The organism is Pandoraea sp. PE-S2R-1, assembly GCF_002179865.1.
Lineage (GTDB): Bacteria > Pseudomonadota > Gammaproteobacteria > Burkholderiales > Burkholderiaceae > Pandoraea.
Window position 1 is genome coordinate 113,014 of sequence record NZ_NGUR01000007.1, and the last position, 23,699, is coordinate 136,712.

Below are 23,699 nucleotides of genomic sequence, written 5' to 3' on the forward strand. Positions count from 1 at the left end.
TGCCTCTCGTTCGGATAAGTCGTTCCGGACATCGACGGGCGGCGGTCGCCATCCATTCGCCAATGTTTCCAGTGGAAAGATTTTGACGAGACTCTCGATTGCCGTCAACATATTTTTCCGTTGGAAACATTGACCTCAGGTATGACAGACAAATCCCCCGGCAAGCCTGCCGACAAGGCCGCCGATGAAACCGCTCGGGCACCGCGTGCCGGCCGTGGCGCGAAAGTGCGCCCATACCATCACGGCGGATTGCCCGAAGCGCTCTTGCAGGCCGCCGAGACGGTGCTCAAGCGCGATGGCCTGCGCGGGCTGACGTTGCGCTCGATTGCGCGCGAGGCGGGGGTGTCGCACACCGCGCCGCAGCATCACTTCGGCGATACGGCGGGGGTGTTGAGTGAACTCGTGGCCGACGGGCATCGGCGGCTGGCGGCGGCGATGTCGGCACGCGCCAGCGAAGCCAAGCCTGGCCCGGCGCGTCGCAAGGCGGTCGCGCATGCGTACATCGATTTCGCGGTGGCGAATCCGGATATGTTCCGCCTGATGTCGCGCAACGAGTTGCTCGATCTGGAACGGACGTCGTTGCAAGACGCTCGCCGCAACTCCATGCGCTTGCTCTCAGGCGTGCTCGATCCCGCACCGGTAGTGGATGCGCAGGGCAATAACGAGTGGTGGGGAGAACTGGATGCCGAGCGGGCCGTCACGATGGCGGCGGGCTGGGCGTATGTGCATGGTTTGGCGGCGCTGCTGGTCGATCAGCGCTTTGCGGGGCTGGTGCGCCGCACGCCGTCCATCGAGGACGCCAAGGCGCTGGTGTATCGCGCCATCGAAGATATGGCGATTGCGCCGGAGCGTTGAGCCCGCCCCGGCGCGGTGAATCGGTGAATCTGCGAATCGTAAATCCGTAAATCGGTGAGTCAGTGAATCAGCGAGTCAGTGAATCAGGCCGCGCGCTGATCGCCCGACGCTTCGACCGCACCGCCGCCGTCGATGAACGACACGATGGCCTGCGCCAGCGCTTCAGGCGCATCGCGATGCGGGGAGTGTCCGCAGTCGGGCAGCTTCACCACTTTCGCATGCGACACGTTGGCGGCAATGCTGTCCATCTGCGCCATCGTGCCGTATTCGTCGTCCTCGCCCTGAATCGCGAGCAGCGGCTTCTCGATACTCGCCACGGCACCGACCAGATTCCATTCGCGAAACGCCGGGTTCAACCAGATGTCGTTCCAGCCCCAGAAGGCGCTCTCCACATCGTCGTGATAGCGCGCGAGCTTCGTGCGCAGATCGGTCGTCTCGAACACCGTTTTCGTCTTGGCAATACTCTCGACCGACACGTCTTCCACGAACAGATGCGGTGCCAGTACGACCGCCCCTGCCAGCCGGTCGGGGAACGCGGCCGAGAACAGCAGCGCAATCGAACCACCGTCGCTATGGCCCACGAGCCACACGCGCCCGGCGGCCTCAGGGCCGATACCCACCGCATCGAGAAACGCTGGCAACACTTCGCGCGCCTGCTTGTGCATGAAGTCGACCGGCCACTTCTCGTCATGCGGGCGCGGCGTCGAGCGGCCATAGCCGTTGCGCGAAAACACGAGGCCACGATAGCCCCCCGCGTCGCACAACTGCTGCGGCCAGTCTTTCCACATCGCGACCGATCCCAGCCCTTCGTGCAGAAAGACCAGCAACGGCGCGTCGGTGCGCTCACGATTGAGCCACCGGTATTCCAGCGAGAGCGGCCCGTGCGAGGCCGTCTCGATCCGGGCGAATTGTGTGTCCGACATTGTCTCGTCTTCTCCTAGAGCAACTCGCGCAGCTTGAAGCGCTGTACCTTGCCCGTCGCCGTCTTCGGCAGATCGTCGACGAACACCAGCTCGCGAGGGTATTTATGCGGCGCCAGACGCGCCTTGACGAACGCCTTGAGCGCCGTCGCCATCTCGTCATCGGCCACGACACCGGGCTTGAGTACGACAAAGGCCTGCGTCTTGGTCAGACCGTTGTCGTCGCGGCCGACCACGCCCGCTTCGAGTACCGCGTCGTGCTGCATCAGCACCATCTCGACTTCGATAGGCGAGACGTACTGGCCGCTGACCTTGAGCATATCGTCACTGCGCCCGGCATAGACGTAATACCCATTGGGCAGACGCTGGTACTTGTCGCCGCTCTTGAGCCAGTCGCCGAGGAACGTGGCGCGCGATTTCTCGCGATTGCACCAGTACATCAACGCGGCACTCGGCCCCTTGATGTACAGGTCGCCGATCTCGCCGTCGGGCACGGGCTGGCCGTTCTCGTCGCGCAGTTCCACCGAATAGCCGGGCACCGCTTCGCCGGTCGTCCCGTAAGCCACTTGCCCCGCACGATTCGACAGGAAGATGTGCAGCATCTCGGTCGAGCCGATGCCATCGAGAATCTCGGCACCGAAATGCGCAGTGAAGCGCTCGCCGATCTCGCGCGGCAACGCTTCGCCTGCTGACGTGCACAAGCGCAGCGCGACGTCTTCGCGGGCAGGCAGGTGCGGCGACGCGAGCAGGTTCGCGTAGAGCGTGGGCACGCCGTAGAAGATCGTCGGGCGATGCTGTTTCAGGCGCTGCGCCACCGCTTCGGCGGTCGGGCGCTCGGCCATCAGCAACACCGTTGCGCCGACGGACAGCGGGAACGTGAGGGCGTTGCCCAGCCCGTAGGCGAAGAACAATTTCGCGGCCGAAAAGACCACGTCCTCTTCGCGAATGCCGAGCACGTTGCGGCCGTAGGTTTCTACCGTCCAGTACAGGTTCGCGTGCGTGTGCACGGTGCCCTTGGGCTTGCCGGTGGAACCTGAGGAATACAGCCAGAACGCAATGTCGTCGCCGGCGGTGTCGGCGGGCACGGCACTGGGCGGCCCGTCGATGAGCGAGTCGAACGTGACAGTCGGGGTGTGTGGTGCGGCGTCGGCAGCCTCCGCGACGGCGATTGGCTGCGACACCACACACGGCGGCGGTGCGCTGGTCTTGTCGAGTGCGGCCTGCACGGTCGGCGTCAACGCGCCCGAGGCGATCACGAGTTGCGCCTTGCTGTGCGCGATCATGTACGCGTAATCGTCGGCGGTGAGCAGCGTGTTGACGACAACGGGCACCACACCCGCATACAGCGCGCCGAGAAAGGCGACGGGCAGGTCGATGGTGTCGAGCATCACGAGCAGGATGCGCTCTTCCCGATGCACGCCTGCGCGCGCGAGTCCCGTCGCAAAGCGCCGGCTGCGCTCGGCAAGCTCGCCATAGGTGAGCGATTGTGTGTCGTCGAGATACGCCGTCTTGGCGGCGCGAGCGCGATTGAGCGCTTCAAGGTGCGCGGCGAAGTTGAAGTTCGCCGGCGGTGGGGTGAGTACGGCTTCCATGTTGCCTCCGGTGGATCGCCGCGCGTGCCCTGCACACGTGCGAGGGCAACGCGCACGTGGCGTTGGTTCTCTTCGGCGCTCTGACGGCACCTGTATGAAACACCTTGACTACGACGGCTTGCGACTGCTTGCGACTGCTTTCGGCTGCTGGTTATGGCTTAGGACTGCTTGGCATTGCTATCAACGGCTACTTCGGTAATTCAACGGCATCCGCCGTCAGGGATTCAACCAACGCTGCGGGGCCTTGCACGGCCGAGCGCACGTGATAGAAACGCAGCGCGCGCAGCCCGCCCAGTTCTTCGCCGCCACCGGCGCGGCCCGGGCCGCCATGCAGCGACTGCGGCATGACGTTGCCGTGACCGGTCTGCGTCTTGGCGACCGACGGATCGACCGCGTGCACACGGCCATGAGCATCGGCCAGCGCAACGGCGGGCGCGTGCATGGCGAGTGCGTCGTTGCTGAACAGCGACACGACGAGCGAGCCCTGACCGCGTTTGGCCAGCGCAATGGCCTCGTCGATATCGCGATAGCCGACGAGCGTGGCCACCGGCCCGAAGACTTCCGTGTCGTGCACGCGCTGACCCGACGCGCCATCGCGCAGCCCGAGCAGTACCGGCGCGACGCAAGCGCTATCCGCGGCGGCATCGACAAACGTGGCGTCGCGATTGCCGTCATAGAGCGTTTCCGCTTCGGCTTGCAGATCGGCAATGCCTGCCAACACGGCGCGCTTTTGCGACAGGCTCACGAGCGAGCCCATCCGCACGGTGTCGTTACGCGGGTTGCCCACGACGGTCTTCGCCAGCCGCTCGGCAATCGCTGCCGCTGCCGCATCGAAGTGTTCCACCGGCACCAATGCGCGACGAATGGCGGTGCATTTCTGTCCCGACTTGACGGTCATCTCGCGGGCCACTTCGCGCACGAACTGATCGAAGGCAGCGGTGCCGGGTGCGGCATCGGGCAGCAGCAAGGCGCTGTTCAGACTGTCGGCTTCGACGTTGATGCGTGCCGAGCGCTCGGTGAACGCCGGGTGCGCGCGCAACGTGGCGGCGGTGGCCGCCGACCCGGTGAACGACACCACGTCGAACGGCCCGATGCGATCGAGCAGCCCGGCGGCGCTGCCGCAAATTACCGAGAGACTGCCTGCCGGCAGCACGTTGGCGGCAACGACATCGGCCACCATGCGCTGCGTAAGCCACGCGGTGGAGGTCGCAGGCTTGACGATCACCGGCACGCCGGCGAGCAGCGCTGCGGCGGCTTTCTCCCACAACCCCCACGCCGGGAAGTTGAAGGCGTTGATGAAGAGCGCCACGCCCGGTGTCGGACGCAAGACGTGGCGCACGGCAAACGAGCCATCTTTCGCGAGCGGCGTTGCGGCGCCATCGAGCAGCGTATGCGCGCCGCCGAGTGCAGCGCCGAGCTTGGCGTAGGCCGACAGCGTGTAGATGGCCCCGTCGATATCGACGGCGGAGTCGGTGGCGACGGTGCCCGAGTTTGCGGTAGCAATGGCGTAGTAGTCGTCGCGGTTCGCCTGCAAGGCGGTGGCGATCTGCGACAGCCGTTGCGCCCGCTCGGCGAACGACAGTGCCCGCAGCGCAGGCCCGGCGGTATCGCGTGCGAAGGTGAACGCGGCGTCGAGATCCAGTCCGTCGCTCGACACGCGGGCGAGGGTCTCGCCGGTGACGGGGTCGGTGAGGGCGGTCCCCTCACCACGACCGGCCACCCATTGGCCAGCGACGTAGTTTTCCAGCAAGACAGGCGTACTCATGGCAAAGACTCGGTGGGCAAGCGCGCATTCACCGGGTGGCCGCGTTGCGACGCGGCCACCGCAGAATCGGGCGTCAGGCGCTGCGGGTAAATTCGATGGCCCCTTGGGGCAGGAGATAAAGCACTAGCGCGCGACCGTGCGCCACGGTCGGGCGATGCGCCGTGCCGGGTCCGTAGACGCACCAGCCTGCGGGATGCCCGTCGAAGGTCGCGCCGGGCGTGAGCGGCATGATCAGATCGATTTCGCCATTCGGATGCGTATGGTGCGGACCGGCCAGATCGGCCATGTCGACCACATCGACGGAAAAACCATGGGTATCGGAGGTGGGCTTGAGCACACGGCCGTAACGAATGCCGCCGCCTTCGCGATTGCACAGCCAGCCCTCGGCAACGCCGGTCAGGCAGGCAGCGGTGAGGGCCGCGAAGCCTTCCGAATCGGCACCGTAATGGGTGTTGAGCCAGTCGGCGAGGCCGGCGTCGAGCGCACGGCCGTCGAGCTGTCGCGTAAGGTCGGCGATCAGCGCCTGAAATTGGGGCACATCCATCCATGTCTCCTGGGGATGACGCAATGGCAAGCTGACCGCTTTTTCGCATCGGCGATCGCCATCGGGCGATGGCATGGCGGCGGCTCGCACTGTCTTGTTCTTACGATCTTCCGTACACCGGGGTTGACGCCGATCAGGCCGGGCTGCGGCCCGTGTTTGCTTTTTTATCGACGCATGGTGAAAATTAGAGCATGCAATTTTCGCTGTCAAGCAATATATTACATGTTACCTGTTCTGAGGATCTCGCCCAATGAATAAGAGTGCGCCTGCCGATGGGGTGTTGACGGCGCGTGCCGCCGTAGAGAAAGACCCGTTTCTGGTTGCGCTGGGCGAGCGCGTGCGCACGCTGCGCGCCCGTCGCGGCCTGACACGCAAGGCGCTGGCGCTCGACGCTGATGTGTCCGAGCGCCATGTCGCCAATCTGGAATCGGGCGTGGGCAACGCGTCCGTGCTGTTTCTGCGTCAGCTCGCACAGGCACTAAATTGCACATTGGCGGAAATCGTCGGCGATGAGACCACGTCGTCCGCCGAGTGGCTGCTGATTCGCGAAATCCTGCACGGTCGCGATGGCGAAGCGCTCACGCGGGCCCGTCAGGCGCTCAGCGAGCTGTTCGCAGGCAGCGAGCGCGACCCGGACCGGCGTGGGCGCATTGCCCTCATCGGGCTGCGTGGCGCGGGCAAGTCCACGCTGGGCCGGATGCTGGCCGACGACATGCATGTGCCGTTTGTCGAACTCAACCGCGTGATCGAACAACTGGCCGGCTGTCCGCCGTCGGAAATCTATTCGCTGTATGGCGCTACGGCCTATCGCCGCTATGAGCTGCGGGCGCTGGAAGCCGTCGTGGCCGAGCATCCGCGTGCCGTGATCGCGTCGCCGGGCGGTATCGTGAGCGACGCGGCCACCTTCAATTTCTTACTCACTCATTGCTACGCGGTCTGGCTGCAAGCGTCGCCGGAAGAGCACATGAAACGGGTGGTGGCGCAGGGTGACTTGCGGCCGATGTCGGGCAACGCCGAAGCGATGGACGATCTGAAGCGCATTCTCGCCGGCCGGCAGGACTTCTACGCCAAAGCGGACATGAGCTTTGATACCGGCGGGAAGGCACTGGCAGACGCGTATCTGCAACTGCGAGGACGCTTGGCAGTGCAGTTATCGTCCGACTGAATGTTGGCTATCTGCAAAATAATTCATTTTTATTCAAGTTAACCGTTGACGATGGGTTTGTGCTGCACTATATTGCAATTCAACAAGATCATTATTCGAGTTGGAGGCAATCATGTTCGGCAAACCCCACGTCGACTACCGTACGGACCCTACGCAGTACAAGCACTGGAAGCTGAGTTTCGAAGGCCAGGTCGCCACGCTGACGATCGACATCGCAGAAGACGGCGGCATTCGCGAGGGCTACAAGCTCAAGCTCAATTCGTACGATCTGGGTGTGGATATCGAGCTGCACGATGCCGTTCAGCGCATCCGCTTCGAACACCCTGAAGTCAAGACCGTGGTGGTCACGAGCGCGAAGGACCGCGTGTTCTGCTCGGGCGCCAACATCTTCATGCTGGGTGTGTCCTCGCATGCGTGGAAGGTCAACTTCTGCAAATTCACCAACGAAACGCGCAACGGTCTGGAAGACTCCAGCCGCTACTCGGGCCTGAAATTCCTCGCCGCCGTGAACGGCGCCTGCGCAGGCGGCGGCTACGAGCTGGCACTGGCCTGCGACGAAATCTATCTGGTCGACGACCGCTCGTCGTCGGTGTCGCTGCCCGAAGTACCGCTGCTCGGCGTGCTGCCGGGTACGGGCGGCCTCACCCGCCTGACCGACAAGCGCCACGTGCGCAACGACCGCGCCGACATTTTCTGCACCATCGTGGAAGGCATTCGCGGCGAGCGCGCCAAGCAATGGCGTCTGGTCGATGACGTGGTCAAGCCCGCGCAGTTCGCGCAAACCATCTCGGCACGCGCGCTGGAACTGGCGCAACAAAGTGACCGCCCGGGCGGCAAGGGCGTGACGCTCACGCGTATCGAACGCACCGACGAAGCCGATGCCATCCGCTACGAATTCGTCGACGTGGAAATCGACCGCACCAACCGCACGGCGAGCCTGACCGTGAAGGCACCGAAGTCGGCACCGCCGCAGGACATCGCCGGCATCGAGGCCGCCGGTGTGCGCTGGTGGCCGTTGCAGATGGCGCGTGAACTCGACGACGCCATTCTCAATCTGCGCACCAACGAACTCGACATCGGCACGTGGCTGCTGCGTACCGAAGGCGATGCCCAACACGTGCTGGCGGCCGACGCGTCGCTCATGGCACATCAAAGCCACTGGCTCGTGCGCGAAACCATCGGCATGCTGCGCCGCACGCTGGCCCGCATCGACGTGTCGTCGCGTTCGCTGTTCGCGCTCATCGAGCCGGACTCGTGCTTCACGGGCACGCTCGCCGAATTCGCGTTCGCCGCCGACCGCACCTATATGGCCGCGCTGCCTGCCAGCGAAGAAGACGAACCGGCGATCACGCTCTCGGAAGTGAACTTCGGCTTGCTGCCGATGGTGACCGACCAGTCGCGTCTGGCCCGCCGCTTCTACGAAGACAAGGCGGAACTCGACGCCGTGCGCGAAACCATCGGACGCCGCGTGCGTCCGGACGAGGCCGAGCGTCTGGGACTGGTCACCGCAGCGGTGGACGATCTGGATTGGCCGGACGAGATTCGCATCGCCATCGAAGAGCGCGCGGCGATGTCGCCCGATGCGCTCACGGGGCTGGAAGCCAACTTGCGCTTCAACGGCAAAGAGACGATGAACACGCGCATCTTCGGGCGTCTGTCGGCCTGGCAGAACTGGATCTTCACCCGTCCGAACGCCGTGGGCGAGAAGGGCGCGCTGAAGGTCTACGGCAAGGGCAACAAGGCGCAGTTCGACCTGACCCGCGTCTGACGCCACCCAGCGACAAGACGCGCGACACGACATAGCGCGGCACGACGAGACGTTTCCACAGATACGCACGAGACACGAGGAACCCCACGATGGCTTCGATCAACTACAGCGAGAAGATCCCCAACAACGTCAACCTGTCCGACGACCGCACGCTGCAACGTGCGCTCGAACAGTGGCAGCCGAACTTCCTGTCCTGGTGGGGCGACATGGGCCCGGAAGGCTCGCACGGTTTCGACGTCTATCTGCGCACGGCCGTGAGCGTGGACCCGAGCGGCTGGGCGCACTTCGATCACGTGAAGATGCCGGACTATCGCTGGGGCATTTTCCTCACGCCGGGCGACACCGACCGCAAGATTCATTTCGGCGAACACAAGGGCGAAGCCGTGTGGCAGGACGTGCCGGGCGAGCATCGTGCCAACCTGCGCCGCATCATCGTCACGCAAGGCGATACGGAACCGGCGTCGGTGGAACAACAGCGCCATCTGGGCCTGACCGCACCGTCGATGTACGACCTGCGCAACCTGTTTCAGGTGAACGTGGAAGAGGGGCGCCACCTGTGGGCGATGGTCTATCTGCTGCATCGCTACTTCGGCCGCGATGGCCGCGAAGAAGCCGAAGCGCTGCTCGGCCGCCGCTCGGGTGACGAAGACAACCCCCGCATTCTCGGCGCGTTCAACGAGAAGACGCCGGACTGGCTGGCGTTCTACATGTTCACGTATTTCACCGATCGCGACGGCAAGTTCCAGCTCTCGGCACTGGCGGAATCGGGTTTCGATCCGCTCGCCCGCACCACCAAGTTCATGCTGACCGAAGAGGCGCACCACATGTTCGTGGGCGAGTCGGGCGTGTCGCGCGTGATCTCGCGCACGGCGCAGGTGATGAACGAGCTGGGCACCGACGACGTCTCGAAGCTGCGTGCGGCAGGCGTGATCGATCTGCCGACGATTCAGCGCTACATCAACTTCCACTATTCGGTGACGATCGATCTGTTCGGTGCCGACCAGTCGTCGAACGCGGCCATCTTCTACAGCTCGGGCCTGAAAGGCCGCTATGAAGAAGGCAAGCGCGACGACGACCATCAACTCAATGGTCAGATGTATCGTCTGCTGGGTGTCGACAACGGCAAGCTCGTGGAGCGCGAAGTGCCGATGCTCAACGCGATGAACGAAGTGCTGCGCGACGACTACATCAAGGACTCGGTGGCCGGTGTGAACCGCTGGAACAAGGTGCTGGAGAAGGCGGGTATCGACTTCCGGCTCACCGTGCCGCACAAAGCGTTCAATCGCCAGATCGGCACCTTTGCGGGCGTGCGTGTATCGCCGGATGGCCGCGTCGTGAGCGAGACTGAATGGGCCGCACACGAACGCGAATGGCTGGCCACGGCGGAAGACCGCGCCTATGTCGCATCGCTCATGGGCCGTGTGATCGAGCCGGGCAAGTTCGCGAACTGGATTGCGCCGCCCCCGCTGGGCATCAACCGCCAGCCGATCGACTTCGAATACGTGCGGTTCAACTGAAGCTAAAGCTAAAGCGGGTCAGTCGAGCCCGCAGCGCAACCCCACAAGGAGACAGCATCATGAACGGCCCCGCGCCGCGAGAAGTCCTGAAGCAGCATCTGATCGATCCGGAGATCTGCATTCGCTGCAATACCTGCGAGGAGACGTGTCCGATCGACGCGATCACGCATGACGAGAACAACTACGTCGTGCGCGCGGACACGTGCAACGGTTGCATGGCGTGCATTTCGCCGTGCCCGACGGGGGCCATCGACAACTGGCGCGACGTGCTCAAGGCCGAGTCGTACTCGGTCGACGCGCAGCTCACGTGGGACGAACTGCCGGTGCAGGACGACGCGCTGGCCGGTCAGGGCGCGATCGGTGAGGCAGCGGAAGGCGCTGCCGCCGGGACAACTGCGGGAGATGCCGAGTCTGCCGAACCGGTGATTGGCGGCTCCGATCTCGTGCGCGGTTCGGTCGTGCCGCCGTGGTCCGCCGCCAAGCCGTATGTCAATCTGTACAACCACAAGGCGCCGGTGCAGGCCACCGTCGTGGGCAACTACCGGCTCACCGACACGAGCACGGAAAGCGATATTCACCACATCGTGCTCGACTTCGGCAAGCAGCCGTTTCCGGTGCTAGAAGGCCAGTCGATCGGCATCATCCCGCCGGGTACCACAGCAGACGGACGCGCGCATCACGCACGGCAGTATTCGATCGCCTCGCCGCGCGACGGCGAGCGTGCCGGGTACAACAATCTGGCGCTGACCGTGAAGCGCGTGACGAAAGATCATCACGAGCAGGCAGTGGGTGGCGTTTGCTCTAACTATCTGTGCGATCTGAAGAAGGGCGATGTGGTGAACGTGATGGGCCCGTTCGGCAGCACGTTCCTGATGCCCAATCACGCCGACTCGCATTTGCTGATGATCTGCACGGGCACGGGGGCTGCGCCGATGCGCGCGATGACCGAGTACCGGCGTCGCCGCCGATTGAAAGGGGCGACGGGCAAGCTCATGCTGTTCTTCGGCGCACGCACGCAGGGCGAACTGCCGTACTTCGGCCCGCTGCTGAATCTGCCGAAGGATTTCATCGACACCAATCTGGCCTTCTCGCGCACGCCGGGGCAAGCCAAACGCTATGTGCAGGACGCCATGCGCGAGCGCGCGGCCGACGTGGCGGCATTGCTGCGCCATGAGCACACCTACATCTATGTGTGCGGCCTGAAGGGCATGGAAGATGGCGTGTTGCAGGCGCTGCAAGCGATCGCCGGTGAAGCGGGGCTCGACTGGCAGGCGTTGTGGCAACGGATGAAGACGGAAGGGCGCCTGCATCTCGAAACGTATTGAATCGTCAGGCGTCTGTGCGGCGGTGCCAACGTGGCCGCACAGGCACTCACCATTGACCGACGGCGCATTGCGCCGGCTTGACACCGCGTGCTTCGGCACGCGGTTTTTTTTGTCCCGTCGATCGTTGACGTGGATGTGCCGCGATGGCGTTATTTGATCGGCTTTGCGATGGGGGACAGCATCCGCAGGCACGCCTCGGAGAGGCTTTGCGCAAACTTGGCGCCGTCTTGCGCGCGCTTGGGCTTGGCCGCGATGAGGTCGTCTGTCGCGCCGTGAACGCCCGAGTAAATCAACAGCGCCACAACGCGGGGTTCCTCTGGCGCCCACGCGCCCGCCGCTTTGCCGCGCACGATGATTTCCGTCAACTGGTCGAGAATGGCGTTCTTGTCCCGGTTGGTGCGGTCGTGGTGGTGGTGATGGGTATAAACGATGTCGTGCGTGCGGTAGGACTTCACATAGGTTTCGACATTCGTCTGAATCCACACGCGAAGCCGTTGCACCCAGTCGTCTGCTGCGCAGTCATCGACGGCGGCCTGCAACGTTGCCATGAACTGCTCGGTATAGCGCTTGCCGAGCGCGTCGAGCATCTCGTTCTTGGAAGCGAAGTAGTGATAGAAGGTGCCCTTGGCCACCTGCGCCTTCTCGACGATTTCATTGATCGTCGTGGCTTCCACGCCCTGCGCCAGAAACAAGGCTTCGGCCGCCCCCATCAGTTCTTCAAGACGAACCTCCGCCGGTTTGGTGCGGGGGCGCGTGGGTGCGGTCTCCGGCAGCTTCGCTTTGAGGGGTCTCACAGGCATCGGGTCAATTCACGAGAGTCAGTAATTGGGGAACTGCGCGGGCAACTGCGGAGGCAGCGGCGTCAGTTTAAGGGAAGTCCGCCAACGCTGTCCCGAGGGCGTCACCGGAATTGGGTAACATGGGCGTGCTGTTTCCTTCCATTTTTTCTCTGAACGGAGAGTCTCATGGGCAAGAAGCGGATTCTGGTACTGGCTGGCGACTACGTCGAAGACTACGAACTGATGGTGCCCGTGCAGGCACTGATGGCCGTGGGGCATCGCGTGGAAGTGGTGTGTCCGGGCAAGAAGGCGGGCGACAAGGTGCGCACGGCGATTCACGATTTTGAAGGCGATCAGACGTACAGCGAGAAGCGCGGTCACGACTTCACGCTCAACGCAACGTTCGATGGCCTGTCACCGGCCGATTTCGATGCGCTGGTGATTCCCGGCGGCCGCGCACCGGAGTATCTGCGCCTCAATGAGCAGGTGCTCGCCGCCGTGCGGCATTTTGCCGAGAACGACAAGCCGATCGCAGCGATCTGTCATGGCGCGCAATTGCTGGCGGCTGCCGGTGTGATCGAAGGGCGCGAGTGTTCGGCGTATCCGGCGTGTGCGCCGGAAGTGCGGCTCGCAGGCGGCAAGTACATGGAGATCGAGATCGACGCGGCGCACACCGACGGCAAACTTGTCACGGCCCCGGCATGGCCCGCGCATCCCGCATGGATTGCGCAGTTCCTCGCCGTACTGGGGACGAAGATCGAGCTTTGAGAATGCGGTGATGCCGTAAGCAGCGGGGGCCAGTGACGGCCCCCGTTTTTCATTGCCGTCAGGGGAATGGCAGACGTCGGGACACTTCAGTTGCCTTGGCCGTTCAACGCATCCAAACGGGCGTCTGCGGCAGCGAGCATGTGCTCGCTGAAGACTTCGATTCCGTGCTCGCGCAACAACGCAGCGGCCACGCCGCGCCCCGCGATCCTTGCACCGGTAAATGTCCCGTCGTACACGAACGTGCTGCCGCACGACGGGCTGCCTTCCTTCAACACCGCAATCCGGATGCCGTGACGCTGGGCGATAGCCAGTGCGCGTTGGGCGCCGTCAATGAATTCGGCCGTGACATCGGCGCCGGTGTCGTCGATCACGCGCGCCACCTGTTGCCAGACGCGCTCACCACCCGCCGCCGCGCTGATTTCGGCGGGCGGGCGCGGCGTAGGCAAACCGCCAGCAACCTCCGGACAGACGGCGGCGATGATGCCCGCCTTGCGCCAACGTTCGAGGATGGCGGCGGCCTCGGCCTCGCAAGGCGCCGCGCGCCCGTGATAGCGAACCGGCTGACCGAGCAGGCAACTGCTGACAAGAATGCGAGGCGTGCGCGCGCCGGATGTTGCGAGGGGAGAAGTGGGCTGCGTAGACATGCGCCGGAGCCTATCACGGGGGCGCGTGCGTGTGAATGTGTCAGATCGGTCAGCCCAATCAGGTGAGTCAGGTTTGTCCGAATGCGGCGCGTTTTCGAAAGCCTTTCGTCGCGCGGCGCAGCAGAATCCGCCGATTCTGACCACGGCTGTTGGCGCGCAGAACGGCCTCGCGGCGGTGGTCCCTTCAAACGATCAAACGATCGCACGATGATGGAGGATCGCCATGCACCGCGTTGACCTTGCCCGACCCTATGGTGTCCCCGATGGCGCGCGCCTTTCGCCTGTGCCGGAAGCGTTACAGCACCCGTTTGCCGATTGCCCTGCGCTGCCGGAGATGGGGCCGCACGGCATGCACGGCGCCGTCGTTGGCCACGACGGGAGTGCGGCAGCCTTGCCGGCGATCGGGCCATACGATTTCTCGTCGGCGGAACGCGTACGCGATGCACTGCCGATGGGCGCGACAGGCGCCGCAGTGCGCATGACGCTGGCGTCTCACGCAAATGCTACGCAATACGTGGTCAAGCGTTGCGCCGATGCGTGGCACACCACGCAGGCATGGCTCGCGTCGCGTCTTTTCGGCGCAATGGGGTTGCCGACCCCGACAACGTTTCTCGTGCGTGGGTGCGACGAGGCTTTCGACGGCACGCGCGAGTCTGGCAGGCTGCATCTCGCGAGCGTCTATCTGCCGTCGTACGAAGACTTCGGCCTTTGGCTGATCGGCGAAGAAGCGCGCCGGGCGGTCGTGAGTCAGGCGCACGACAGCGAGTGCACGACGATCTGCGACGGCGCGCGCATCGGCGCCCACATGGCGGGCAGAGTCATGGAGAAGTTGTGCAAGCAGGAGGGCGCGGCGTTCTGGGCGCTCTCGCCGCAATGCGCGAGGATCTACGCGGGGGAGGTCACAAGCCGCAACGCCATGCTCGGCCTGCTCTGCGAGATGTTGCCCGACGTCTACCAATGCGAACTGGAGCGGCACTACATCGCCGCGCTCTGGCTAGGCAACTGGGACTTGTGCAACGTGTTCATGGAAAACGTGGGCGTGTGGCGTGACAAGGAAGACTTGCCGCGCATGATGACGGTGGACTTCGGTGCGTGTCTGGAAATGGGGTTTCAGGGCACCTGCAAAGATACCGGTTACGAAGTGGCCGTGACGCAACGGACTGGCTTGCCTGCGCTGCCGCCGCTGACGTCGGCGTTCCGGCGTGATGCCGCATGTTTCTCGGCCGAATTGCCGCCCGATGCGCTCACCGATCTCACGCAATTTCCCTATGGAGAGCAGTACGCGCCGTTCGTGCGCCGATTGAAGGGGTTCACGCCCGACGCCAAGGAGGACGTTGTCATCGATGCGCTGAAGGACCCGACCAGTGCGCGTGCCGTTGCTGCCGAAATGGCGTATCGGCTCGGCAGGATTCATCAGGACACGCTTTTGCCGTGGGCGAATACTGCCAGCCAACTCGCCTGCGCGGAGATGGGCGGCCCGCTCCACGGTCGATGCGATGCGCCGGCGCAAGTGCATCGCCTGCTGTCCCGGCGCGACAGTCTCATGCGGCTGCTCGGCGGCGAGTGGGCGGGGCAGGCATGGGCGCGCACGCATCCGACACGGGCCGCTGCCATCATCGCCCAGCAATCGCCATTCATGCACCTTTGAACTCGGGGATGAGCGCCGACACCAGCGCGTCGATGGCGGCGCGCAGTTTCGGCGACGGGTGCCGGGTATCGGGCCAGACGAGATGAAGCGGGGTGCCGGCCGAGCGGGTGTCGGGCATCAGTCGAACCAGAGTCCCGTGGCTCAGCGGCAGGGCGGCCACCCAGTGCGGAATGCAGACGACGCCGAGCCCTTGCTCCGCTGCTGTCACCAGCGCCACGAGGTCGTCGAGTACGAAACGCGCCGTGCGCCCCCGGCGAAAACCGGCGGACGTGCGGTTGGCGGGCGACCGGGTAATGGCACCCGTATCAACATCCGCACCCGCACCCGCATCCGCACCCGCATCGGTATCGATTAGGCCATCAGGGCGTGAGGCGCCCGGCGTCGCGCAGGGCACAAACGCCGGCCATTCGTAGAGATTGCCACCCCGGCCGTACATCAGGCGTTCATGATCGGCCAGATCGGCGAAGGTGCGCGGGGTGCCAAATTCGGCCAGATAGCCGGGCGACGCGCACAGGATCATCGTCTGCTCGCCGAGCGAGCGCGCTTTGAGACCGGGCGTATCGTCGAGCCGCCCGCTGCGCACGGCCAAGTCGTAACCTTCTTCGATCAGATCCACGCGCCGGTCGCTGAACGCCATTTCCAGACGCAATTGCGGATGCGCCTTCGCCATGGCCAGCAGCACCGGGGCAATGCACTGCCGCCCGATCTGTACCGGCATCGTGACCCGGAGCTTACCCATCGGCGATTGCGTGCCGGCGCTCAGTTCGTCTTCCGCCTCCGATAACTCGGACAACACCTTGATACAGCGCTGATAGAACGTCTCGCCTTCGTCGGTCAGATGCTGGCTTCTTGTCGTGCGGTGAAAGAGCCGTACCCCCAGCCGCGCTTCGAGCCGGGCGATGCGTTTGGCCACGGCCGAGCGCGTGAGGTGCAGCCGCTCGGCGGCACCGGCAAAGCTGCCCGCGTCTACCGCCGCCACAAAAGCGGAGATGCCTGAGAGCCGGTCGGGCGTATAGCCGTCAGTGATTACCATCAATTGATTCCAAGATATCGCCAATAAGTGGATAAATTGCCGTCACTGCTTCGAAGTATTCTCCAATAAGCTGATTCTTGTCTACCCGACGCGCTTTCCGTGCGGCGGGGTTCCCCAAGATAAGGATCAAGCGATGAAGACGATGAAACAGTGGCAAATGGCGACGCTGGGCGAAAACGCACTGGAACTGGCCACGGTCGACATTCCCCAGCCCGGCCCGGGCGAAGTGCTGGTGAAGGTGAAGGCGGTGTCGCTCAACTTCCGCGATGCACTGATGATCGACACCGGTATGGGCTTGCCGGTGACATTCCCGTTCGTGCCGGGCTCGGACATGGCGGGCGAGGTGGTCGCTGTCGGCGAGGGCGTGACGCGCGTGGCGGCGGGCGACCGGGTGATCAATACGTTCTGGGACCGCTGGATCGACGGCGAAGCCGCGCCGGACGGGCTCAAGGTCTTCGGCGGCACCTTGCAGGGCGTGCTGCGTGAATATGCCGTCTTTGCCGAAGACACACTGCTGGCAGCGCCCGCCACGCTCGACGACGTGGCGGCGTCTACGCTGACGTGCGCCGGGTTGACGGCGTGGTTTGCGCTGTTCGAAGCGGGCCGCAAGTTGCAGCCGGGCCAGACGGTGCTGTCGACCGGCACCGGCGGGGTCGCCTTGTTCGGCGCGCAATTGGCGCTCGCGCATGGGGCGAAGGCCATCGTGACCAGCGGCAGCCCGGACAAGCTGGCGCGCGCGGCGGCGCTCGGTGTGACGCATGGCGTGCAGCGCACGGAGGGCTGGGCCGACGAGGTGCTCGCGTTGACCGGCGGACGCGGTGTTGAACAGGTGCTGGAACTGGCCGGGGGCGATATGGCCGGGACGATGCGGGCGCTGGCGCCTAACGGCAAGGTGTCCGTGATCGGCATGCTCGACGGCGAGACCCTGCGCGCGCCGGTTTACGGCGTGCTGGGCAAGCGGGCACAGATTCAGGGCATCGGCGTCGGCCATCGCCGGGCACTGGAAGCGCTGGCCGCCGCCGTGGACCGCCATGAAATCGTGCCGGTGGTCGACGCCGTCTACGATTTCGCAGACTTCGGCCAGGCCTTGGCGCACCTGCGCCGGGGGGCGTTCGGCAAGGTTGTTGTGCGCGTGTAACGGGCGTAGAGGGGCGTAAGAGGGGCGCGCGCGGCGGGCGGCATGGGCGGTTGCCTAACGCCCAAAGCTCGCATACACTATCGACGCCACAAACCCCGCGTGACTGGCGATTAGGGTGCACAGCCTTGTGTGCCCGAGGTGGAGCAACCCACCGGGAAGCGCAGGGGTCTTATTTGCCGTTCGCCTGGGCAGCCGTGATGGTTGGTGCTGCCCTGTCTATCGTCTTCCAAAGCACAAAGGAAGATGCGCTGCGCCATCCCCTCCCGGAAAACCTGTTCAATTCAACGCAAACGCCATGTTCGATAAATCGAAATCCACTGTTGCCGCCGTCGATCCCGAAGTCTGGGCCGCGATTCAGAAGGAAGATCAGCGTCAGGAAGACCACATTGAGCTGATCGCGTCGGAAAACTACACCAGCCCGGCCGTGATGGAAGCGCAGGGCTCGCAGCTGACCAACAAGTACGCCGAAGGCTATCCGGGCAAGCGCTACTACGGCGGTTGCGAATATGTCGACGTCGTCGAGCAACTGGCGATCGACCGTGTGAAGGCGCTGTTCGGGGCAGAAGCCGCGAACGTGCAGCCGAACTCGGGCTCGCAAGCCAATCAGGGCGTGTATTTCGCCATGCTCAAGCCGGGCGACACGATCATGGGCATGAGCCTCGCCCACGGCGGTCACCTGACGCACGGTTCGCCGGTGAACATGTCGGGCAAGTGGTTCAACGTGGTGAGCTACGGCCTGAACGAGAACGAAGACATCGATTACGACGCTGCCGAGAAGCTCGCGCAGCAACACAAGCCGAAGCTGATCGTGGCCGGTGCCTCGGCCTTCGCGCTGAAGATCGACTTCGAGCGTATGTCGCAGATCGCCAAGTCGGTCGGCGCGTACTTCATGGTCGACATGGCGCACTACGCCGGTCTGATCGCCGCCGGTGTGTACCCGAACCCGGTGCCGCACGCCGACTTCGTGACCACCACGACGCACAAGAGCCTGCGCGGCCCGCGCGGCGGCGTGATCCTGATGAAGGCCGAGTTCGAGAAGCCGATCAATTCGGCCATCTTCCCGGGCATTCAGGGTGGCCCGCTCATGCACGTGATCGCCGGTAAGGCCGTCGCGTTCAAGGAAGCCGCCACGCCGGAATTCAAGGCTTATCAAGAGCAAGTCGTGAAGAACGCACGCGTGCTGGCCGAGACGCTGGTAGCGCGCGGTCTGCGTATCGTGTCGGGCAAGACCGAATCGCACGTGATGCTGGTCGATCTGCGCGCCAAGAACATCACCGGCAAGGCAGCGGAAGCCGCCCTGGGTGCTGCGCACATCACCGTGAACAAGAACGCGATCCCGAACGATCCGGAAAAGCCGTTCGTCACGAGCGGTGTGCGTCTGGGTTCGCCGGCAATGACCACGCGCGGCTTCAAGGAAGACGAAGCCAAGCTGGTCGGCAACCTGATCGCCGACGTGCTCGAAAACCCGGAAAACGAGGAAAACCTGGCCAAGGTGCGTGCACAAGTGGCCGAGTTGACCAAGCGTTTCCCGGTCTACGGCTAAGCGGACGGCCCCGCACGCATGCGTTGCCCGTTCTGCCGGCATGACGACACGCAAGTCATCGACTCGCGTGAAGCGGAAGACGGCGCTGCCATTCGGCGGCGCCGGCGCTGTCCGTCGTGCGACAAGCGATTCACCACTTATGAGCGCGTCGAGCTGACGATGCCGGCCGTCGTCAAGAAAGACGGCAGCCGTGCGGAGTACGACCGTGCGAAGGTGCGCGCCAGCATGCAGTTGGCGATTCGCAAGCGCCCCGTGAGTGCCGAAGCGATGGATGCCGCGATTGCGCGCATCGAGTACAAGCTGCTGGCCGGCGCGGAGCGCGAAGTGGTGAGCCAGCGCATTGGCGAACTGGTGATGCGCGAGCTCAAGCGTCTGGACAAGATCGCGTACATCCGGTTCGCGTCGGTGTATCGCAGCTTCGAAGACATCGCGGAGTTCCGCGATGTGCTCGAAGAGATCGACAGCACCGACGTCAAGCCCAAGCGCAAGCCGGTGGCCTGAACACGAGCGCCGCAAACGCTGCGCATGCAGGACGGAAAACCCGTCGTTCCCGAAAGGGTGCGGCGGGTTTTTTATTGGCTATTCATTCCGTGAATTTAATGTCGATAATCTGCAATGTTGGGAAAACGTCCAAATGAAGATTGAGTGATGTATTAAAAGAACGTATGGGTGACCGGCTTTCCATAAGCTGCCTCATAGAATTCGCGAGCCTTGCCGGATGGCGATATGCCGTCGTCTGGAGCGTGATGAAGCGATTCATCATTTCTCGCGAATTAAATGAGGGGTTATCAAATGAAAGCAGTGGGTTATCAGTCGTTCACGCTTCGTATCGGCGGAATATTCTCAGCGGCGGTTGCGCTTTTCTCGATGGGGGTGTCGCCGGCGAATGCTGAAGAAGTGGCTGAAATGCGCCGCACGCTCATCGTGCTCTCAGGTGCGGCGCAGTTGAACAACGCCGCCATGGCGCAAGGGGCGGCCAGCGCATTTCAACGGGCCATGCAAACACGGATGATGAGCGGCGGGGCGATGTTCGATGACGCCCCCGGCAAGGGCCTTGCGCCCGACGGCAGAAACATCGTCGGCTGGGCGTCGTTCACCGGCGAGCGCTCACATCAAAACGGCGAAACGGGGTTGTTCGACGTGCGTGGCGTGAACGGTGCGATCGGTGTGGACTCGCGAATCAGTGCGAACACGATCGTTGGCGCGTCATTGGGCGTGGGCAATCACAACTCGCAGATCGAGGATCAACTGGGCGAAGCCCGGGTCAACAGCGTCAGTCTGGGTGTGTACGCGTCGCATCTGAGTGACCAGCAGTGGCTCGTCAACGGCGGCGTGTCGTACACCAATCACAGCCTGAAGAGCGATCGCAGCATCGACACGAGCGACGTTTCGCCGCGCATCAAAAGCAACACGCGAGGCAACACCTTCGGCGCGTTCGGCGAAGTGGGGCGGCGCAATGCCCTTGCCGGCATCAACGTGGATTCGACGCTGGGTATGCGCTTCCTGTCCACGCGCGTGAACGCCTTCGACGAGACCGGCGGCGACATCTCCGCTGAGAATGCCCTGAAGATCGGCTCGCAGTCACGCACGTCAACGCGTGGCATCGTCGGCGTGCGCCTGTGGCGCGAACTGGTCAACGTGGGGGGCGGCAAGGCGATTCCCTCGCTACGCGTGGCCTACGAGTACGAGTTTGGCGACAAGCGCAGCAGCCTGACCAACGCCTTCTACGGCGCCACGCGTTCGTTCACGGTTCAGAGCGCGAAGCTCGGCGCCCACATCGTTACGGCCGATCTTGGCGTTGACGTTCAATTCCAGAAGCAGTTCGACGTGCATGTCGGGGGCAGCATGAGCGCCCGCCGCGGTGAAACCACTGTGGGGGGCGGTGTCTCGGCGCGGTATCGCTTCTAAGTCGAGGCGTCACCCCGATACTTGACGGCAGAAAGTCACGATCAGCGCGTGCACAAAGCAAAACCCGCCGCAGCCCAGAGGGCCCGGCGGGTTTTTCGTGAGATGACGGACTGGCCAGCCTCGCGCTGTAACGCGGCGGCCGCGACGTCAGAATGAGTGTGAGATCCCGATATAGGCGCCGGTCTGGCCTTTTCCTGGCGGCGGGTTGTCGAGCGAATCGCTCGGAATCGCCGCGACCGAGAAGCTCTGGTTGGCGCTGTTCAACACGTAGGCGACCGTGCCATACAGGAAGGTGCGCTTCGAGAGGTTGTACGTCGTGCCCAATTCGAACATCGTCGCGTGACCGAAGCTCGGCACGTTGACGTGATACACGGCGGCATTCGCGGCCCACACTTGCGTCGCCTGATACTTCACGCCGGCCCAGTAGTGATCGGCACGCGTGGCGAAGTTCGGTGTCGGCGCATCCGGTGCCGACATGTGCGTATAGCCCAGCGACACCGTGAAGCGGTTCAGGAAAATGTTGGCACCGGCGAAGTACTCGCGCGATGACGCGAACACGTCGGTGAACCGCCCGTTGGAATCGCGAATTTCGTCATACAACGCGCGCAACTGAAAGCGGTCGTGGGTGTACGTCAACTGGGCGCCCAGGCCTCGGCCGCTCGTGAACTGCCCGACGACGTTCGAGAAGGCGTACTGGCTGGCGATATCGAAGCCATACCAGTTCGGGCTCTGATAATTGACTGTGTTACTCGCTTGCGGCCAGTTGCGTCCGCGTACCAGCGACGCGGACGAGAAGGCCTGCTGCTGGAACGGATCGAAGTCCCACACCCCGTTACTGATGAACAGGTTGCGCCCGATCGTGAACTGCCCCCAACCCTGCGAGACGAAGCCCACCAACGCGCGCCGGTCGAAGATCGAACCCGAGCCGTTGTTGTTGTAGCCGTTCATCAACTGGAAGCCGCCTTCCAGATTGAATACCGCATGCAATCCCTGCCCGAGATCTTCATAGCCACGCAGGCCGAACAGGCTCGTGCCGTAGTCACCGCCCTGCGCACTCCAGCGCGAGGTGGTGCCGCCGTTGCCGTCCTGCAAGTTGCTCATGTACTGGAAGCCGCCGTCGAGACGGCCATACAGTTGCACGCTGGATTGCGCGTGCGCGATCGTTCCGATGCTGCAAAGCAGGCTAGCTGCGATGAGCTTCTTTTTCATGGTCTGCTCCCCAGGTTGCGTTTGCCCCGCACCTTCGACTTGCGTGGTTATGACCGTCGTCGTCGCGCGTCGTCCATGCGGAGACAACGCATTACGGTTTCGGTAAAGCCTGAAAAATCGTCACGAGTGGTGAGACATCGGCATGCAGGAACGCCGGGGCAACGCGAGCCGCGTGAGGGAGCGCGGGCGCTTGCGAGTGATGCCGTCACGCTCTGGTCGTCAGAGTTCGTAGTCATGGCAGTCCACTGGCGTTGGGGATGCAGCGGACGCGATCCTGACGCGAGCCGTGCAACCGGAATCGGTGGCGAAGGCGGTGAGCGGCAACCGTTGGCGGGGCCGTCACGCAGAGGAGACTTTTGCTGTCACGCAAAGCGCACCTTCGCTCGAATGGCTCATTTATATCCGAATTCGATGCCCCGCAACATCGGGTAAAGGCTTAGTACCCCGATTGTTGCGTGGCTACAACCTGGTGGCGGTATTCCAAACTGCGGTATTGCCATGGGAAGGATCAGTCGGGCGCGCCGAACGCCTCCATCTTGCTGGCCAGATGGGTGAGCAGCCGATTGGCCGCGCCGGAAAGGCGCCGCCCCGCGCGGGTGATGAGATGCGCTTCGGCGCTCGCGAGAATCGGATGGTCGACGGGCAGTGCACACAGCACGCCGGCCTCGACTTCCTGCGAGACGGCAAACGTCGGCAGGAAGGTCGCGCCGAGCCCGGCGCGCACGAAGTGCTTGAGCACCGAGATCGAGTTGGTCGTCACAGTCGCGCTCAGGCGGTGCTTCTCGGCCTGCTCGGCCAGTTCCATCAATTGACGGGTGCCGTACGCGCCGTGCATGAGCGCGAGCGGGGTGTCGTACAGGTCGTCGAGCTTGAGCGCGGTACCCGGCGGTTGCTGCGCGAGCCGGGCGCGCAACGGCGAATCGGGTGCCACGATGGCGTGCACGGGCTGACGCATCTGGGCGCGCGAGACGATCTTGGGCTCGGCGGGCGGGTTATACACGAGCCCGATATCGGCGTCGTCCTCGGCCACGGCCCGCATGACCTCGTTCGTGCCCGCCAGATCGAGCGTGAGCGTGATGTCCGGGTAGCGCTTGCAGAAAAACCGCAGCGGCGCGCCCATCAGGTCGCTCACGAAACCTTCTCCGACGGCGAGCCGGATATGGCCGCGCCGCAGCCCTCTCACTTCTTGTAGTTTTGCCAGCAGGTCTTCCTGGTGCGCCCGCTGCTCGCGGTAGTACTCCATGAGCAGGCGGCCGGCCTGCGTCAGGTGCACGCCGCGCTTGTGACGCTCGATCAGCGGCAATGCGAGTTCTGCCTCCAGCAGGGCGATCTGACGGCTGACGGCGGACGGCGCGATGTCGAGCCGGTCGGCAGCGGCGCGGATGGTGCCGCACTGCACGGCTTCGAACAGATAGGGCAGGCGGTTTTCATTGATGGCGGGTGTCATGCCATAAAGACTAATAATTAGAACAAAAATCTTCAAGCGTTGTCATTGAGCGTGGTTTTTTTTCACTCCACACTGCGAAGCATGCGGATCGGCCCCATCGACGGGCAACGAACCCAGGCGAAGCCCGACGA

At 63.8% G+C, this 23,699-nt stretch carries 20 protein-coding genes and 1 riboswitch; of the genes, 11 read left to right on the top strand and 9 right to left on the bottom strand.

Features of this window, described 5'->3' with window-relative positions:
- Window positions 1-141 precede the first annotated feature (141 nt).
- Entirely contained in the window at window positions 142-855 is a 714-nt protein-coding gene (locus tag CDV44_RS03195) for a TetR/AcrR family transcriptional regulator (RefSeq protein WP_087686641.1), read from the top strand.
- Between the two features lie 83 nt (window positions 856-938).
- On the opposite strand, the gene CDV44_RS03200 is transcribed toward CDV44_RS03195, so the two are convergent.
- The 4 genes from CDV44_RS03200 to CDV44_RS03215 form a co-directional block, all read right to left on the bottom strand.
- Window positions 939-1,778: an alpha/beta fold hydrolase gene (locus CDV44_RS03200; protein ID WP_087686642.1), complete on the bottom strand. Its 840-nt coding sequence runs from the start codon at window positions 1,776-1,778 to the stop codon at window positions 939-941.
- A 14-nt stretch (window positions 1,779-1,792) separates the two neighbouring features.
- Window positions 1,793-3,367: a benzoate-CoA ligase family protein gene (locus CDV44_RS03205; RefSeq protein ID WP_087686643.1), complete on the bottom strand. Its 1,575-nt coding sequence runs from the start codon at window positions 3,365-3,367 to the stop codon at window positions 1,793-1,795.
- Window positions 3,368-3,554: 187 nt separating this feature from the next.
- Window positions 3,555-5,132 carry a 3,4-dehydroadipyl-CoA semialdehyde dehydrogenase gene (locus tag CDV44_RS03210; protein ID WP_087686644.1) on the bottom strand — a complete coding sequence of 526 codons (1,578 nt, stop codon included), beginning with the start codon at window positions 5,130-5,132 and terminating at the stop codon, window positions 3,555-3,557.
- Between the two features lie 73 nt (window positions 5,133-5,205).
- The gene (locus tag CDV44_RS03215; RefSeq protein ID WP_087686645.1) at window positions 5,206-5,676 is read right to left on the bottom strand and encodes a DUF4863 family protein; all 471 of its coding nucleotides are present in this window, start codon (window positions 5,674-5,676) and stop codon (window positions 5,206-5,208) included.
- A gap of 250 nt (window positions 5,677-5,926) precedes the next feature.
- Here CDV44_RS03215 and CDV44_RS03220 point away from each other — a divergent pair, with 250 nt between their 5' ends.
- The 4 genes from CDV44_RS03220 to boxA all read left to right on the top strand — a co-directional run bounded on the left by CDV44_RS03220 (window position 5,927) and on the right by boxA (window position 11,451).
- Window positions 5,927-6,841 (top strand): helix-turn-helix transcriptional regulator, encoded by a 915-nt coding sequence (locus tag CDV44_RS03220; RefSeq protein ID WP_087686646.1) that lies wholly within the window; start codon window positions 5,927-5,929, stop codon window positions 6,839-6,841.
- A gap of 112 nt (window positions 6,842-6,953) precedes the next feature.
- Window positions 6,954-8,609: a 2,3-epoxybenzoyl-CoA dihydrolase gene (gene boxC / locus CDV44_RS03225; RefSeq protein ID WP_087686647.1), complete on the top strand. Its 1,656-nt coding sequence runs from the start codon at window positions 6,954-6,956 to the stop codon at window positions 8,607-8,609.
- Window positions 8,610-8,698: 89 nt separating this feature from the next.
- A complete protein-coding gene (gene boxB, locus CDV44_RS03230) occupies window positions 8,699-10,126 on the top strand; it encodes a benzoyl-CoA 2,3-epoxidase subunit BoxB (RefSeq protein WP_058377774.1) in 1,428 nt (475 codons plus the stop codon).
- A 59-nt stretch (window positions 10,127-10,185) separates the two neighbouring features.
- Window positions 10,186-11,451, top strand: a complete 1,266-nt coding sequence (gene boxA / locus CDV44_RS03235) for a benzoyl-CoA 2,3-epoxidase subunit BoxA (RefSeq protein ID WP_087686648.1) — start codon at window positions 10,186-10,188, stop codon at window positions 11,449-11,451.
- 149 nt (window positions 11,452-11,600) lie between these two features.
- Here the strand turns inward: boxA and CDV44_RS03240 are convergent, their stop codons facing one another.
- Window positions 11,601-12,251: a TetR/AcrR family transcriptional regulator gene (locus CDV44_RS03240; protein WP_087686649.1), complete on the bottom strand. Its 651-nt coding sequence runs from the start codon at window positions 12,249-12,251 to the stop codon at window positions 11,601-11,603.
- Between the two features lie 165 nt (window positions 12,252-12,416).
- Between CDV44_RS03240 and CDV44_RS03245 the strand changes: the two genes are divergently transcribed.
- On the top strand, window positions 12,417-12,998 hold the full coding sequence (locus CDV44_RS03245; protein WP_058377777.1) for a DJ-1/PfpI family protein: 582 nt from the start codon (window positions 12,417-12,419) through the stop codon (window positions 12,996-12,998).
- Window positions 12,999-13,084: 86 nt separating this feature from the next.
- On the opposite strand, the gene CDV44_RS03250 is transcribed toward CDV44_RS03245, so the two are convergent.
- Window positions 13,085-13,642: a DUF523 domain-containing protein gene (locus CDV44_RS03250; RefSeq protein ID WP_087686650.1), complete on the bottom strand. Its 558-nt coding sequence runs from the start codon at window positions 13,640-13,642 to the stop codon at window positions 13,085-13,087.
- A 223-nt stretch (window positions 13,643-13,865) separates the two neighbouring features.
- Between CDV44_RS03250 and CDV44_RS03255 the strand changes: the two genes are divergently transcribed.
- Window positions 13,866-15,290 carry a hypothetical protein gene (locus CDV44_RS03255; RefSeq protein WP_087686651.1) on the top strand — a complete coding sequence of 475 codons (1,425 nt, stop codon included), beginning with the start codon at window positions 13,866-13,868 and terminating at the stop codon, window positions 15,288-15,290.
- On the opposite strand, the gene CDV44_RS03260 is transcribed toward CDV44_RS03255, so the two are convergent.
- The gene (locus CDV44_RS03260; protein WP_087686652.1) at window positions 15,277-16,323 is read right to left on the bottom strand and encodes a LysR family transcriptional regulator; all 1,047 of its coding nucleotides are present in this window, start codon (window positions 16,321-16,323) and stop codon (window positions 15,277-15,279) included. The two genes, CDV44_RS03255 and CDV44_RS03260, sit on opposite strands and share 14 nt — an antisense overlap.
- 142 nt (window positions 16,324-16,465) lie before the next feature.
- On the opposite strand from CDV44_RS03260, the gene CDV44_RS03265 reads away from it, so the two are divergent.
- The 4 genes from CDV44_RS03265 to CDV44_RS03280 all read left to right on the top strand — a co-directional run bounded on the left by CDV44_RS03265 (window position 16,466) and on the right by CDV44_RS03280 (window position 20,912).
- Entirely contained in the window at window positions 16,466-17,461 is a 996-nt protein-coding gene (locus CDV44_RS03265; protein ID WP_087687190.1) for an NAD(P)-dependent alcohol dehydrogenase, read from the top strand.
- Window positions 17,462-17,550: 89 nt separating this feature from the next.
- Window positions 17,551-17,658: riboswitch (ZMP/ZTP riboswitch) on the top strand.
- 98 nt (window positions 17,659-17,756) lie between these two features.
- Window positions 17,757-19,004 carry a serine hydroxymethyltransferase gene (gene glyA, locus CDV44_RS03270; RefSeq protein WP_087686653.1) on the top strand — a complete coding sequence of 416 codons (1,248 nt, stop codon included), beginning with the start codon at window positions 17,757-17,759 and terminating at the stop codon, window positions 19,002-19,004.
- A gap of 18 nt (window positions 19,005-19,022) precedes the next feature.
- Entirely contained in the window at window positions 19,023-19,505 is a 483-nt protein-coding gene (gene nrdR, locus CDV44_RS03275; protein ID WP_058377782.1) for a transcriptional regulator NrdR, read from the top strand.
- Between the two features lie 291 nt (window positions 19,506-19,796).
- Complete coding sequence (locus tag CDV44_RS03280; RefSeq protein ID WP_170935838.1) at window positions 19,797-20,912, top strand: autotransporter outer membrane beta-barrel domain-containing protein; 1,116 nt, start codon at window positions 19,797-19,799, stop codon at window positions 20,910-20,912.
- A gap of 147 nt (window positions 20,913-21,059) precedes the next feature.
- On the opposite strand, the gene CDV44_RS03285 is transcribed toward CDV44_RS03280, so the two are convergent.
- A complete protein-coding gene (locus tag CDV44_RS03285) occupies window positions 21,060-22,121 on the bottom strand; it encodes a porin (protein ID WP_087686655.1) in 1,062 nt (353 codons plus the stop codon).
- A gap of 508 nt (window positions 22,122-22,629) precedes the next feature.
- Window positions 22,630-23,568 carry a LysR family transcriptional regulator gene (locus CDV44_RS03290; protein WP_087686656.1) on the bottom strand — a complete coding sequence of 313 codons (939 nt, stop codon included), beginning with the start codon at window positions 23,566-23,568 and terminating at the stop codon, window positions 22,630-22,632.
- Between the last annotated feature and the right edge of the window lie 131 nt (window positions 23,569-23,699).

Bases quoted from the DNA above. Each gene is read 5' to 3' on its own strand.
- CDV44_RS03210 (WP_087686644.1), bottom strand. From the start codon at position 5,132: ATGAGTACGCCTGTCTTGCTGGAAAACTACGTCGCTGGCCAATGGGTG.
- CDV44_RS03220 (WP_087686646.1), top strand. From the start codon at position 5,927: ATGAATAAGAGTGCGCCTGCCGATGGGGTGTTGACGGCGCGTGCCGCC.
- CDV44_RS03195 (WP_087686641.1), top strand. From the start codon at position 142: ATGACAGACAAATCCCCCGGCAAGCCTGCCGACAAGGCCGCCGATGAA.
- CDV44_RS03255 (WP_087686651.1), top strand. From the start codon at position 13,866: ATGCACCGCGTTGACCTTGCCCGACCCTATGGTGTCCCCGATGGCGCG.
- nrdR (WP_058377782.1), top strand. From the start codon at position 19,023: ATGCGTTGCCCGTTCTGCCGGCATGACGACACGCAAGTCATCGACTCG.
- boxB (WP_058377774.1), top strand. From the start codon at position 8,699: ATGGCTTCGATCAACTACAGCGAGAAGATCCCCAACAACGTCAACCTG.
- CDV44_RS03280 (WP_170935838.1), top strand. From the start codon at position 19,797: ATGAAAGCAGTGGGTTATCAGTCGTTCACGCTTCGTATCGGCGGAATA.
- CDV44_RS03250 (WP_087686650.1), bottom strand. From the start codon at position 13,642: ATGTCTACGCAGCCCACTTCTCCCCTCGCAACATCCGGCGCGCGCACG.
- CDV44_RS03240 (WP_087686649.1), bottom strand. From the start codon at position 12,251: ATGCCTGTGAGACCCCTCAAAGCGAAGCTGCCGGAGACCGCACCCACG.
- CDV44_RS03200 (WP_087686642.1), bottom strand. From the start codon at position 1,778: ATGTCGGACACACAATTCGCCCGGATCGAGACGGCCTCGCACGGGCCG.
- CDV44_RS03285 (WP_087686655.1), bottom strand. From the start codon at position 22,121: ATGAAAAAGAAGCTCATCGCAGCTAGCCTGCTTTGCAGCATCGGAACG.
- CDV44_RS03245 (WP_058377777.1), top strand. From the start codon at position 12,417: ATGGGCAAGAAGCGGATTCTGGTACTGGCTGGCGACTACGTCGAAGAC.
- glyA (WP_087686653.1), top strand. From the start codon at position 17,757: ATGTTCGATAAATCGAAATCCACTGTTGCCGCCGTCGATCCCGAAGTC.
- boxA (WP_087686648.1), top strand. From the start codon at position 10,186: ATGAACGGCCCCGCGCCGCGAGAAGTCCTGAAGCAGCATCTGATCGAT.
- CDV44_RS03265 (WP_087687190.1), top strand. From the start codon at position 16,466: ATGAAACAGTGGCAAATGGCGACGCTGGGCGAAAACGCACTGGAACTG.
- boxC (WP_087686647.1), top strand. From the start codon at position 6,954: ATGTTCGGCAAACCCCACGTCGACTACCGTACGGACCCTACGCAGTAC.
- CDV44_RS03290 (WP_087686656.1), bottom strand. From the start codon at position 23,568: ATGACACCCGCCATCAATGAAAACCGCCTGCCCTATCTGTTCGAAGCC.
- CDV44_RS03205 (WP_087686643.1), bottom strand. From the start codon at position 3,367: ATGGAAGCCGTACTCACCCCACCGCCGGCGAACTTCAACTTCGCCGCG.
- CDV44_RS03215 (WP_087686645.1), bottom strand. From the start codon at position 5,676: ATGGATGTGCCCCAATTTCAGGCGCTGATCGCCGACCTTACGCGACAG.
- CDV44_RS03260 (WP_087686652.1), bottom strand. From the start codon at position 16,323: ATGGTAATCACTGACGGCTATACGCCCGACCGGCTCTCAGGCATCTCC.